Origin of the sequence: Marinobacter sp. ATCH36, from assembly GCF_023555055.1 — a bacterium.
Classification (GTDB): Bacteria; Pseudomonadota; Gammaproteobacteria; order Pseudomonadales; family Oleiphilaceae; genus Marinobacter.
The window spans coordinates 247,594-260,058 of record NZ_JAMJPL010000001.1 but is presented as its reverse complement, the minus strand read 5'-3'; the positions used below and the strand labels follow the sequence as shown (position 1 = coordinate 260,058).

14 protein-coding genes are annotated in these 12,465 nt (G+C 56.6%); 6 read left to right on the top strand and 8 right to left on the bottom strand.

Translation table 11 applies throughout. From position 1 onward, the window contains the following. Positions 1–123 precede the first annotated feature (123 nt). From M8010_RS01130 to M8010_RS01120, 3 genes are all read left to right on the top strand, one after another. Complete coding sequence (locus tag M8010_RS01130) at positions 124–744, top strand: type IV toxin-antitoxin system AbiEi family antitoxin domain-containing protein (RefSeq protein WP_250086992.1); 621 nt, start codon at positions 124–126, stop codon at positions 742–744. Positions 745–938: 194 nt separating this feature from the next. Beyond that, positions 939–1,487 carry a nucleotidyl transferase AbiEii/AbiGii toxin family protein gene (locus M8010_RS01125; protein ID WP_250086990.1) on the top strand — a complete coding sequence of 183 codons (549 nt, stop codon included), beginning with the start codon at positions 939–941 and terminating at the stop codon, positions 1,485–1,487. 69 nt (positions 1,488–1,556) lie between these two features. Next, positions 1,557–1,826 (top strand): hypothetical protein, encoded by a 270-nt coding sequence (locus M8010_RS01120; protein WP_250086989.1) that lies wholly within the window; start codon positions 1,557–1,559, stop codon positions 1,824–1,826. 21 nt (positions 1,827–1,847) lie between these two features. Here the strand turns inward: M8010_RS01120 and M8010_RS01115 are convergent, their stop codons facing one another. The 6 genes from M8010_RS01115 to M8010_RS01090 all read right to left on the bottom strand — a co-directional run bounded on the left by M8010_RS01115 (position 1,848) and on the right by M8010_RS01090 (position 5,668). Next, positions 1,848–2,285: a hypothetical protein gene (locus tag M8010_RS01115; protein WP_250086988.1), complete on the bottom strand. Its 438-nt coding sequence runs from the start codon at positions 2,283–2,285 to the stop codon at positions 1,848–1,850. 300 nt (positions 2,286–2,585) lie between these two features. After that, complete coding sequence (locus M8010_RS01110; protein WP_250086986.1) at positions 2,586–3,104, bottom strand: Hcp family type VI secretion system effector; 519 nt, start codon at positions 3,102–3,104, stop codon at positions 2,586–2,588. A gap of 198 nt (positions 3,105–3,302) precedes the next feature. Then, positions 3,303–4,076, bottom strand: a complete 774-nt coding sequence (locus tag M8010_RS01105) for an energy transducer TonB (protein WP_250086984.1) — start codon at positions 4,074–4,076, stop codon at positions 3,303–3,305. Further along, positions 4,076–4,486: an ExbD/TolR family protein gene (locus tag M8010_RS01100; RefSeq protein ID WP_250086982.1), complete on the bottom strand. Its 411-nt coding sequence runs from the start codon at positions 4,484–4,486 to the stop codon at positions 4,076–4,078. The genes M8010_RS01105 and M8010_RS01100 overlap by 1 nt, the downstream gene beginning before the upstream one ends. Then, entirely contained in the window at positions 4,483–4,884 is a 402-nt protein-coding gene (locus tag M8010_RS01095) for an ExbD/TolR family protein (RefSeq protein WP_250086980.1), read from the bottom strand. The genes M8010_RS01100 and M8010_RS01095 overlap by 4 nt, the downstream gene beginning before the upstream one ends. Continuing rightward, a complete protein-coding gene (locus M8010_RS01090; RefSeq protein ID WP_250086977.1) occupies positions 4,871–5,668 on the bottom strand; it encodes a MotA/TolQ/ExbB proton channel family protein in 798 nt (265 codons plus the stop codon). Before M8010_RS01090 ends, M8010_RS01095 begins: the two co-directional genes overlap by 14 nt. A gap of 227 nt (positions 5,669–5,895) precedes the next feature. On the opposite strand from M8010_RS01090, the gene M8010_RS01085 reads away from it, so the two are divergent. Further along, complete coding sequence (locus M8010_RS01085) at positions 5,896–8,238, top strand: sensor domain-containing diguanylate cyclase (RefSeq protein WP_349666079.1); 2,343 nt, start codon at positions 5,896–5,898, stop codon at positions 8,236–8,238. Between the two features lie 6 nt (positions 8,239–8,244). Here the strand turns inward: M8010_RS01085 and M8010_RS01080 are convergent, their stop codons facing one another. Then, a complete protein-coding gene (locus M8010_RS01080; RefSeq protein WP_250086974.1) occupies positions 8,245–9,009 on the bottom strand; it encodes a sulfite exporter TauE/SafE family protein in 765 nt (254 codons plus the stop codon). A 15-nt stretch (positions 9,010–9,024) separates the two neighbouring features. Beyond that, positions 9,025–10,143 carry a lysozyme family protein gene (locus M8010_RS01075; RefSeq protein WP_250086972.1) on the bottom strand — a complete coding sequence of 373 codons (1,119 nt, stop codon included), beginning with the start codon at positions 10,141–10,143 and terminating at the stop codon, positions 9,025–9,027. Positions 10,144–10,195: 52 nt separating this feature from the next. Between M8010_RS01075 and M8010_RS01070 the strand changes: the two genes are divergently transcribed. Together M8010_RS01070 and M8010_RS01065 are read left to right on the top strand one after the other, a co-directional pair. Next, positions 10,196–11,683: an amidase gene (locus tag M8010_RS01070; RefSeq protein ID WP_250086971.1), complete on the top strand. Its 1,488-nt coding sequence runs from the start codon at positions 10,196–10,198 to the stop codon at positions 11,681–11,683. A gap of 147 nt (positions 11,684–11,830) precedes the next feature. After that, entirely contained in the window at positions 11,831–12,463 is a 633-nt protein-coding gene (locus M8010_RS01065; RefSeq protein WP_250086970.1) for a hypothetical protein, read from the top strand. Positions 12,464–12,465: the final 2 nt, after the last annotated feature.

Sequence of the window (12,465 nt, the reverse complement as noted above, 5' to 3'; positions counted from 1 at the left end):
CTGGATATCCAGTTCCCGCCCTCCATGCAGAGTGATCCGTCGGACAGCGGCAACGAAGCCGCCGCTTGAACCCTCAACGGAAATCAGACAAAATGTCACCAGATATTAATAAGTGGTGACGACTTGTCTGATTCCAGTTCTGCCCGATCTTCCCGGGCACAACTCCAAACCCTGTTCCGCCAGCACGGCGGCCAGCTGCGTCTGAGCGAGGCCCTGGCCCGGGGCTTTATTCGGTACCAGTTCTATCAGCTGCGCGATGAGGGACTGATCGAGCCGGTCAGCCGTGGTCTATATCGTCTCGCGGATCTTCCGCCGATAGAAAACCCGGATCTGGTAGCCGCGGCCACCCGTTTCCCCCATGCGGTGCTCTGCCTGATTTCCGCACTGGACTGGCACGGTATCACCACGCAGATTCCCCATCAGGTGCATCTGGCGGTGGAGCGGGAAGCTCGCCTGCCGGTTCTGGATTATCCGCCGGTGGCCGGTTACCGGTTTTCCGGGCGTTCGTTCAGTGAGGGTATTGAGCGGGTGGATACGGATGGCGTCGTTCTGCAGGTCTACAACCCGGAGAAAACCCTGGCGGACTGCTTCAAGTTCCGCAATCGCATCGGCATGGATGTGGTGCTTGAGGCGCTGGAGCTTTATCGGACCCGTAAAACCTTTCTGCCTGGCAAGCTGATGGAATACGCCCGAGTCTGCCGAGTTGCCAATGTGATGGCGCCCTACGTGGAAGCCAGGCTGTGAATGGAATCACTCAATCAACGGAATAACCAAGGTGAAAGGAGATCACGATGGCCAGAAATACCACCGCGTCTGTTCGACAGAAGCTGCTGAATAAATCCCGGGAAGAAAACGCCCCTTCCAGGAACTGTTGCAGTATTACGCCATGGAACGGTTTCTGTATCGGCTGAGCCAGTCGCCCGACCCGCGATATCGATATGCTGGGCCAGACCAGCAATGAACCGGAAGCGATCAGGGCCCAAGTGCGTGACATTATTGCGGCTGAGGTGACAGATGACGGTTTGCGTTTTGATCCGGAAACCCTGAAAGCAGAGGCCATTACCGAAGACGCGGACTACCAGGGGCTGCGGGTGACCTTCACCGGTTTTCTCGACAAGGCCAGAATTCCGATGCAACTGGACATGGGCTTCGGTGATTCCATATTTCCGTTTCCATCCTGGCTGGAGCTCCCGACTTTACTGGATTTTCCCGCTGCACGAATCAAGTGCTATACGCCGGAATCGTCAATCGCCGAGAAGTTTCAGGCCATGGTAAACCTGGGCGAACTGAACAGCCGGATGAAGGATTTCTACGATATCTGGTTGCTCTCGCGTCAGCACGAATTCCGGTTGGAAAACCTGAAGGGTGCGGTTGAGCGCACTTTCCAGAAACGGGGAACAAAAATTCCTGAAACAAATCCCTTTTCTGCCGCTTTTGTGGACAGCAAGCAGTCACAGTGGCAGTGGTTGAATTCCTCGGTCCCGTGATGACGGGTGGTGCTGCGGACATCTCTGGAGAAATCTGGCACCCAATCGGTCCATGGAGTCGGCAGGCCGATGGCTAGTTTTATTTCGGAAGATAACATTGAGCAGGCGCTGTTGCAGCGCCTCCAGCATATTCATGGTTTCAACGTGCTGGATTGCTATACCCCAAAGCCGGAAGACCTGAACGATGGCTCTCACCGTGCTGTAAAAGCTGCCATTGAAGAAGTCTTGGATAAGGATTTGCCGGACAGCTACGACAGGGTGGCTTTCAAGGAAAAGTGCGACAATGTGTTTGAGCTCATTGTGGAGTTCGCTGCCAATGGCCGGAAATGGGTTGCATAAATTTGATGCCTCGGAAACGTCTCAGATACCAGACGAAATTGTCTTCGCCACGTCTTCAAACGTGCCCTCTGGAAAGCTGAATATAAGAATGGAACTTGGGTTTTCTTCATTTATGAGGTAGCCCGTTTGATAGTTACGAACCGCTGCTGAAAACCCTGTAAAACCGGGATATAGCTCAAGCGTTTGAGTTTCGACGGATTCAGACTCTGAGGCCGATTTGAGGGTGTTAATGAACTCAGATGTCGACGGGGCGTCGGAGGGAATGGGTTCCACGCGAATGAACCCGAGTGCTTTTCCGTTATTGAATAGCGTTATGTCATTGTTGTCGATGCGGACGGCATCGAATAAGTTTGACCGGACCGATATAGCGTAATCCTGGCTCGGTGAGAACTGGACTGACGATGTAGAGGCGCATCCTGCCAGGATCAGAGAAAAAATGATTGATACGGCGATTTTCATTGTTCTGAGACGTCCATGTTTATCGTAAAGATGCTTCCAGCAGGTTTCTGAACTGTAGTCCGCGAGTAACCTTGCAGGTGTAATTAACTTCGATGTTACCACGTACAAAAGGCTCGCCGGCAGCCCTGATTACTCGAATTGCCCACTTACGGATGCCGTTTGTTGGTGTCAGAAGGTCTTTGGGGTTTGGAACAGCATCAATCCATTTACTGCAAACGTCAGTTTCGGTAATAACAGGCTCCTTTTGATAGTTTGGAAAGGGAGGTAGTTGCCGCTCCCTTTCCAATATCGAGGCTGGTCTTAACCCTCGATCGGTGAACGCCAGTCATCTGCACCGGAAGTGCCGGCAACAGCGTGCTCCCAGGTTACCTTGCGGTAAGACAGCGAAGCCGTTACCAGCTGGGTGAAGTCAGCGCTGGCGGCATCCTGGCAGTGGGGCATATTGCAGTTGATGTCGATGATAGTGGCATCTTCCAGGATGGTGGAGAAGAAGTGTTCCTGTTTGCCCTCAACAGAGGTGCGGTACCACTTCAGCTCAACTTTCGGCAGCATTTCGCCGGAGGCCAGGGCGTTGTACATAAGCGGCGTGGCTTTGTTCAGCGCAGAGGTAAACTTGAACGGCTTGTGAACGCGCTGGCCTGAAGGCTGGCCGGACTGGGGGTCAGTCGGAACGGTTACAACGTGGCTGAATTCCTGAACCAGTACTTCGTCTTCGTGGCCTTCAACGTAGATGTTGCCGACGGAATCGGAAGTGAAGGCGCCGGCGGTGATGTTGCCCTGAGTCTGGCCTTCGATGCTGATATAACAAGGAGTTGGCATAGTCTGCTCCATGACGTGTGAATGAGTATGTGTCCCTGGGTTTTCCCTGGACGCTTACTCATAAACAAAGGCCGTGCCAGAATAATAAAAGCGTTTAATTACAGTAATTAACGGGTTATTGGTAGATGATGGAGGGGCGGTCCGGGCAATCCCTTGCTGGCTGCGGAGCGAGATCTTGCTGGCCAGGCAATAACTTGCTCAGCGCAGGCTGAAACGAACGGGCAAGGCGTAGGTAAAGGTTTTGCCTTTCATGGATTCCGGTACTTCCGGTAACGGTTCGGCATCCTTGAGCATTTCCAGGGCTGCGTCGTCCAGCAGTGAATGGTCCGAGGATCTGCGCAAGGAATGCTGAACCAGTTTTCCATCACGACTGAACTCGAACACCACCACGGGTGAGCCCTCCTGGCCCAGACGGCGAGCACGGCGCGGGTATTCGTAAAAACGGCTCAGGTGGCGGCTCAGTTCGGTGAGGTAGCTGTCCACGTCGGAAGAGTCGCCGGCGGTGAGTTCCACCTGTTGATTGGGATTCTCTTCGTCAGCGGTGTTTTCCGTAGGCTCTTCGGAACTGGTTTCGGTGTCCGTTGTGTTGGCCTCAACAACCTGCTCCACTACTTCAGGCTCAGGCTCAGGCTCAGGCTCAGGCTCAGGCTCAGGCTCAGGCTCAGGCTCAGGCTCAGGCTCAGGCTCAGGCTCAGGCTCAGGCTCAGGCTCAGGCTCAGGTTCGGGCTTGGGCTCTGGTTTGGGTTCGGGCTTGGGTTCTGGCTTGGGCTTTGGTTCCGGTGGTTGTTCCTGTACTTCTGGCTTTCGGGCGCCAGCCAGGGATATCCGCACGGCCGGCGCGGAATTGACAGTTGTGTCCCCAAGCGGTTTTAGTTCAGGCACTCGCTCCGGCGCAGCAATCATCAGGGCCAGGGCGGTGATGGCGACAGACATGATCAGCAACAGGCTGCGAACAGTTTTACTGGCACCCATCAGCTGGCGGGCTCCGTGAGCAGGATAACTTCGCTGTAACCGTTGTCTTCAAGCGCCCGAAGCAGGGTCTCGAGGTCACTCATGACAATGTTCTGCCCGGCGGCGATTTTAAGGGGGGACTCCTCGTCCGGAGCTGGCAGAACCTTGGCAAGGCTTTCGGGGCGGACGCTCTGCCCGTCTACCTGCCAGTCACCGGCGGCGGTCACGATCAGGTCTGCATAGGGCTGCTCGTTGCCCCCCTGATCATTCATGCCAGGAAGATCTGGCAACGGCGTATCCGATAACTGGCCCGCTACGATAAAAAACATCAGTAGCAGGAACACCAGGTTGATGAGCGGCAGCAGGGCATCTTCCAGGCGCTCCATGAGGGACTTCCCGGAAGTAACCGGTGGTGGTACCAGATCGCTCATGGTTGCTCCGCAGGCTGCGGCGAACGTTTCCAGTGGGTGGTGATGCCGCTGCCCGACAACTGGCTGTAGGCGGTGGTGAAATCCGTCAGACGGGTGGTGGGCGCAGTCGCGAGGTTGATTTCGTCGATGCCGCTAGCCTTCAGTTCGCTCACAAGTGCCCCGATATCGTAGGTTTCTCCCCGCCAGATCGCCTGGCCATCACGCTCAACCGTTACCTCTGGCACCGGCTCTCCAGTGACCGGGCTGGTATCGCCAGTGCTGTTGGTCAGCTCCATAAAGCTCACGGGCAGCAACCGGCTGGTGAGCATGAAGAACACCAGCAGGATAAATACCACATCAATCAGCGGGGTAATGCGGATGGGAATCGGCCGTGCCGGCCTTGGTTCAACCAGTTGCATTTGCCAGGCGGCCCTGCTGTCCGGAATCGGAGTAGTCGGAAAAACGACGGGCTGCTGTCGCGGTGTCTGTCTCAGTTTCCGCATTTTCTGTGTTTTCGAAACGCCCGGGCGATGCCACCGGCACGGCCAAGACCGTGACAAGTACACTGTTGATGGTTTTCTGGATCCTACGAAGGCGGAATTCGATCCAGGCTGCCAGGGCGGCAAACGGAATGGCAATCACCAGACCGGCGGCCGTGGTAGTCAGTGCTTCGTATATGCCGCCGCTCAACTGGGAGGCGTTGGCACGGCCTTCGGTAGCAGCCATGGCGCTGAAGGCTTCCATCATGCCCATTACCGTACCCAGCAAGCCCAACAGCGGTGCCAGTGCAGCAATCACCTCGATGATTTTCAGCGGCGCTTCGAAAGGCTCCAGGGCTTCGTGGGCGTCCCTCGCAACAGACTCCCGTATCTGTTGCGGATCCGTGCCTTCCAGGCGTGCATTCATGGTGTTGATAACCAGATGATGCAATGGATTCAGACGGCTGTAACGGCCGGCGTTCTGTTTTAACTGGCCGGGTACGTCACGACCGGGCTTCTGTTGCCAAACCGTAATGCCCTTTTTAAGCTTCGCAGTGAACTTGGGAGCAAAAAAAGTCCCGAATAACATGAGGTAAACGAAGGTCACGACACCCGCCAATGCGATTGCCAGCAGCACCATCATTACAGGGCCACCCATTTCCATCAGCTGACTGACCGGGCCGGTACTGACTCCGGTAGCGTCGGTGAGCAGGGGGTCTGACATCAGGAAAACCTCAATTATTAAATAGATCTAAATAGTAACGATTATCATTGAATTTGCAAGCCCTGTAACCTTTCAGATGCTGTCTGTCTGTTAAACTGACCATCTAGGATCAGTCGCAACCGATTACAACAAATGGTGTTTTGCTCTGTGAGCCAGATTTCTGGTACTCCCTGTAAAAAATTATTGTGCTCCGCGGAGTATTCCCGGTACTCGGGAGCCTGCTCGCTGTGTTGATCAAGCGTTGGTTTGCCAGTCTCGTCAACCGGGCGGTTGCCTTTGTGGTGCTCACTATTGTGCTGTCAGCCGCTGCCGTGGCGGTGATCAGCTCGCTGGTCAGCCGTGCTGAGCTTGAGACTCAGGCCAGCGAACAGGTGGAAACCATCGCCAACCTGGTCGCCAGCAATCTGGATCAACGCCTCGCACAACGAAGGGACACCCTTGTCCATGTCGCAGAGGGGTTTGCCATGGAGCAGAGCGTACTGACTGCGCGGGCCCGTGTGCTCATCAGGCGTGAGATAGCGCTCCAGCACCTCTTCGATGGCGTCTACCTGTTTGATACCGATGGCAATGTTATCGCTGAATATCCGGAGCAATACCAACAGATCGGGCTTAATATCAGTGAACGTCAGTATTTTCAGCAAACGTCCGATCAGTTGACTCCGATTATCAGCCAACCCTTCGTATTGAACTACGAGGATCGGCCAGCAATCATGATGACTGCTCCCGTTTTTGACCATCGCCAACGGTTTATCGGAGTTCTGGGAGGCGCGGTGTTTCTTGCCGGCGATAACTTCATGGAGGAGATAAGCCGGGTTCACATTGGCAGGACAGGCTATGTTGGCATCGCCACACGCAGCGGTTTAACCCTTGCCCACGGCCGTACCGGTGAGACCATGACGCCACTGAGGCTGGAAAACCCGGTGCTGCGTGACGCCATGTCGGGCTTTGAGGGTACTGCCCGAACCGATAACCAGGAAGGTACCGAGACGATCATGTCAGTGCGGCAGATGTCCCAGGTGCCATGGTTTGTGGCCGCGGTATGGCCGGCGGACGAAGCCTATGCCCCGGTTAGTCGGCTGGCGGACACCTTTGCACAAGTATTGTTGATCGTCATTCTGGTGGTCGCTCCATTGGCGTTGATCGTGTTCCGGCGTTTGATGGGCCCTTTACGCAATCTTGGATTTCAGATCAGCGAACGTCATCTTGGCATCCGTACCGAGCCTGTGGACGTTGCCGGTGGTTCGGAAATCCGCCAGGTTGCGGAGACCTTTAATACCGTCATGGAGGAACGGGACGAAGTGCTGGCGTCGCTTGCCGAACGCGAAGCTTTCTTCCGTTCTCTTACCCAGAGTGCCCCGATCGGCATTATCCAGACCGATGTGCTGGGCCGGATTGAATTCGTCAACCCCGCTTTCGAGCGAATTGTCGGAATAGATTCCAATGATCTTCTTCATACTCCACTGATTGCAGGCGTATTTGAGGAGGACCGTGCCAGTGCAGTGGAAGACTGGAGGGATGCGCTGCGAAACAACGCAGTTTTCACGGGCCGTTTCCGCCTGAAGACCCGGAGGGATCAGCAATTGGTCTGGGCGGATGTGATGACCGCAATCATCGGTACTGAAGAGCGAACGCTTGGTACCATCACTGTGGTCCGGGACATCACCCATGAACTGGAAATCGAAGCGGAACTGGCTGAAGAACAGGAGCGGGCCGACAGCATTCTGGGCGTCCTCCAGGAAGGTGTGCTGATGCTGGACGTCAATGGGGTTGTCCGTTACGCCAACGAGGCTGCCTGTGGCTTCCTGGGTCTGCCCGAGGGTTGTGAGCAGGCCAATTTCTTTGAGCGCGTTGCGATAGAAAACGACAACCGCCGCTGGGAGGCAGATGATTTCCTTCGCGGTGCGGATGTGGACAACCTGTATGCAACGATGAGGAACAACCGCGGCCGCACCTTTGACGTGGATCTTGCCATACTGCATCTGCACAGGGGTAGTGACCATCATCAACTGATACTGGTGATTCGGGATGACAGCGAACGGCGCCGTGAAGAGGAGCGTCTGTCCTGGGAGGCAACCCACGACAGCCTCACGGGGCTGCTCAATCGGCGTGCGTTTAACTCGTCGCTGGTGAAATGTCTGGGCGATACCAACAAAAAGACCGTTGCCAGTGTGCTCATGTTGATTGATCTGGACTATTTCAAGCCGGTCAATGACGAAGGTGGACACCTGATGGGGGATGACCTGCTCGGGCGTCTTGCCGATCTTCTACGGGCATCCGTGCGGCAATCCGACACCGTGGCACGTCTTGGCGGTGATGAATTCGGCATTATTCTGCCCGCCTGTGGCCTGGAGCGCGCCGTGGAACTGGCGGAAACCATTCGCCGGGGGATTGAGTCCATTCGCATCGAGCGGGACGGTAAATTCTTTGGCGTCACGGCGAGTATTGGCCTGACTGAAATGTCCGAAGGTGACTCCGGCCCTCGTGAAGTGATTGCGAGAGCTGATGAGGGTAGCTATGCCGCCAAGGCTCGCGGTCGCAACCAGGTGGTGACCGTGCCCCTGTCTCATTAGGCCATTCTACCACCAGCCTGCGGAGCTCCCTGCCTGCCAGAGCAGCCGCAACGCCAGTAGCGTGAGCAAAAGATTGAACGCGCGGCTGAAGTAGCGGTTGCTCATGGACCGGAGCACATGAAGTCCCAGCCAGGTGCCGGCAAAGCCGAAGGCAATCATTGCCAGGATAAACAAAACCCAGTCTCGGAACATGAAACCGGCAAGCCCGAAAACCAGGGCTTTCGGGGCATGCTGAAGGGTCATGGCCGTGGCAAATGTGGCCACGGTGGTGAAGCGGTCAACATGCATCTGTTTGATGAAGGATGCCACCAGCGGTCCAGTGGCACCCACAAACAGGCTGATGAAACTGGTAAGGCCGGAGGCCAGAAAAACCCCGGTACTGCCAAACGCTCCTTTCGGTAGTGCCGGCCCCCAGCACAGGTACAGCACAAACAGCCCAATCGTCAGCTGCCAGAGATAGCTTGGCAGGTCTACCAGCACCCAGGCACCCAAAGCAGCGCCCACCAGCACGCCGGGCGCGAAGGCTGCGATGGCTTTCCAGTCGGTATGGCGCCAGGTCAGAGTAGCCCGGCCCGCATTTGAACCGAGCTGGATCATGCCATGTACCGGAATGATCGCCGCAGGCGGAATCCAGAAGGCCATCAGCACCAGTAACAGAACGCCACCACCGGCACCCAGGCTGGCAGTGATCATGGAGGTTACGACCGAACTCATCAGCAGAAAACCTGCGGTTGCGGCGGTCAGGCCCTCCGGAATCAGTGTCAGTTCCAAACCGGGCTCCCGGAGTTATTCACAGAAAGGGGTATTGCCAAGCCGCGACGTTTTGCACAGTGCCTCTGTGGCCAGTTTGACGTCGGCCACATAGTACAAAGACGCCAGGCCGAAACGGTCACGCCCGAGGTTGTGAAACACCATGCCAAAAGCGATATCACCGGCACTGAAACTCTCGTGTTCGCGGGCAAAGTAGGCGGCAGGCCTGGAGAGGGTGTCATCATCCAGCAGGGCTTTTATGCGGCCCGCGCCACCGTGGTAGGCCTGAACCAGCAGCAGGGTAAAGAGCTCGTCACGTTTGCCGCCGGGCAAATCGCCAAAGCGCTGGTTGAACGGTTCCTGCAGGTTGCGCGCATTCTGATTCATTAATCTGAGGGCGCAATCAATCTGTGCCAGTCTGTGCCAGTGATTGGCAGGCTTGATCCGGCAGTCGCTCAGTGCCGAAGGTGACAGCTGCAGTATGCCCTTGGCATCGGCTGTGGAGTGGGCCTTTTGCTGGCCGCTGCTCTCGATCAGCACCTGACCGGCAAGGTATTTGGGCAATGTGGCCGGCAAGTTGTTTCTTTGCTGCTGCGTGCGCGTTTCATAGACGTAAATCAGGGCATCGTGAAGGGGTTCGGGTTTGTTCTGAGTGGCGAAGGAGAGGTCATCCCAGGCGCCCCAGATCAGTTCGGTGGGCAGGGTGCCCAGATAACGTGCGACGGCTTCATCCAGATTGACGTGGGGCTGGTCGCAGGCAAGCGCAAAAGGATAGCCGGTTTTGTCAGGGCCACCGACCGCCCAGCTTTCTGCACGCCCGCTGGCGGCCAGTGAGCGCCTGGTGTCGTTCAGGCGCTTCTGGGTAGCCTCGCGGCTGCTCTCATCGTCGATATAGCCAAGGAACTGGCCACGCATATCGAAAAGAATGTGTCGGTCTGTGTCAGAGCAGTATCCGGACTCTTTCAACACCCAGCGCCGGATAGTGGTGATGTTGTGGTAAACGCCCTGGCTTACCCAATAGGGAGAGCTGCGGACAATGCTGGTCCAGTTTTCCGCTGGCTCTGGCGGTTGTTCGCTGGCGCACAGGAATGGTGCAATAATGGACGTGACCATGAAAGCGACAGCAAGTGAGCGGCGCCTGGGACTCTTGTTCATAGACGGTAGTTCCCTCAATCTCCAGAGTTCAGAATAACAAATGGAATCGATCATGAAGCAATCCGAATACCTCCGGTACGACGCGGTAGCGCTTGCCGACCTGATTCGCCGAAATGAAGTATCAGCCCGGGAAGTCTCTGAGGCAGCTATCGAGCGGGCAGCGGCTGTGAACAGCAAGCTGAACGCCATTTGCTACCCCCAGTTCTCCGATGCGCTGGGCCAGGCCTACCAGCCTGATGGTACCTTTTCAGGCGTTCCCATGCTGCTTAAAGATCTGTCCCAGGAGCAACAGGGGCATCCATGTACGTTCGGCAGTCGTGGGCTGAAAAACAATATTGCACTGCAGGACTCGGAATATGTGCGCCGGGCCCGTGCGGGCGGGCTGGTGTTTCTTGGCCGTACCGCAACCCCGGAGTTTGGTCTCAAGGCGGTGACAGAGTCAAAACTCTGGGGGCCTTCCCGTAATCCCTGGAATACCGATCTCACTCCCGGAGGCTCCAGCGGAGGATCCGGTGCGGCGGTGGCTGCCGGAATTGTACCCATTGCCGGCGCCAATGATGGTGGCGGATCCATACGTATTCCGGCGGCCTATAATGGACTGTTCGGGCTCAAGCCTTCCCGTGGCCGTATTTCCTCGGGGCCTTTCGTCGGAGAAGCCTGGACGGGTGCCTCTACCGATCACGTGGTAACACGTACCGTAAGGGACAGCGCCGCCATGCTCGACGTGCTGTCCGGTCCTGCAGTAGGGGATCCGTTCGTCATTGCGCCGCCGCCAGCACCCTATGCAGAGCTGATGCACCAGGCACCGCGCCGCCTCAGAATCGGCGTATTTACATCCTCTCCCTATGAAACCGATGTGGCGCCGGAGTGTGTGGATGCGGTTGAAGACACTGCCCGCGTACTCGAAGCTCTGGGGCACCAGGTGGAGTATGCGCGCCCGGAGTTTGATGGAATGGCGCTGGCCCGCTGTTATCTCGGCCTTTATTTCGGTGAAGTATCGACCCTGATGGACAAGGCAAAGGTCGATTTGGGCGCCAGGGATGAGGATTTTGAGCTGGATACCCGGCTGCTTGCCATGTTGGGCCGGTCCATGCCGTTGCCGGATTATGTCCGAAGGCGCCAGCAGTGGAATGATTTTGCCCGGGCGCTGGGAGCATTTTTTCAGGGTTACGACATGTATCTCTGCCCGACAGCGGGACAATTGCCGGCAAAAATTGGCGAGCTTGATACGCCCGGCCACCTGCAACTGGCCGCACGCCTGATGCTGATGCTCAAGGCTGGTAAACTGGTCCATCGTAGTGGTCAGGTGGATCAGATGGCCCTCGAGAGCCTGGCCCGCACACCCTTTACCCAGTTGGCCAACCTGACCGGAACACCGGCAATGTCGGTGCCGATGTACTGGACAGCTTCAGGACTGCCTGTCGGGGTGCAGTTCGGTGCGCCCCATGGTGACGAAACCACACTGCTACAGCTGGCGGCGCAGTTGGAAGAAGCCAGACCCTGGTTTGGTCGTTACGAGTGGCTGGAGGCGATGGTGTAACTACGCTCTGAAACAATAAATGACGTATTGTGATCCGTGATCACCGCATCCACGTTTATCTTTATGGCAGTTACACGCTATGCTGTGAGTCAGGGAGAACCCTTTCTCCCTGAAAGACCCTGATGGCATCGAGGAGGCGAGCGTATTATGAACCAACCGATGGCAATCGACGAACTGGTGTCTGTAGCACAGGCCGAGGCCATGGGGGAGCTTGATGCCCCGATGATGGCCATTGTTCTGTCCAGCGAACAAAGCTACGACTTGCCCATTAACTCTCTTGAAACCGATGCCGACAAGGCCCGCTGGGGACTGATCCTCCGCGCCGCCCGTGAGCATGTGGAAGCCGATGCGGTGGCCGTGCTCTATCCGGCGTGGACCACCATCCGCAACAAAAAGCCGGCGAAGGCCGACACAGTGTCTGAAGAAATACGGGCAGCGGACGACATTGACGATGAACCTGTGCGCGGCGAAGACCCTGCAGAGCCCATCGACACACTGTTTGTCCAGTTGCATACCCGCGACCGGATCTACTGGCGTGGCTTTGAGCAGATCCGTGATCCGAAACACCAGCGGATCATTGGTTTCCGGCGCATCAAGGCGTTGTCCACGGAATACGGTCGCGATGAGGCACCGTCCGTGACATCGTGGCTCAACACCCTGTTCGAGCCACTGCCCGACGAGGGTCAGGAAACCGAGGTAGACATGGAACTGGCGGATCTGCTTGACGAGCCGGAAGTCAGCGCAGCGCTCTATCCGCGCCAACTCCGCGCACTGCACTGATC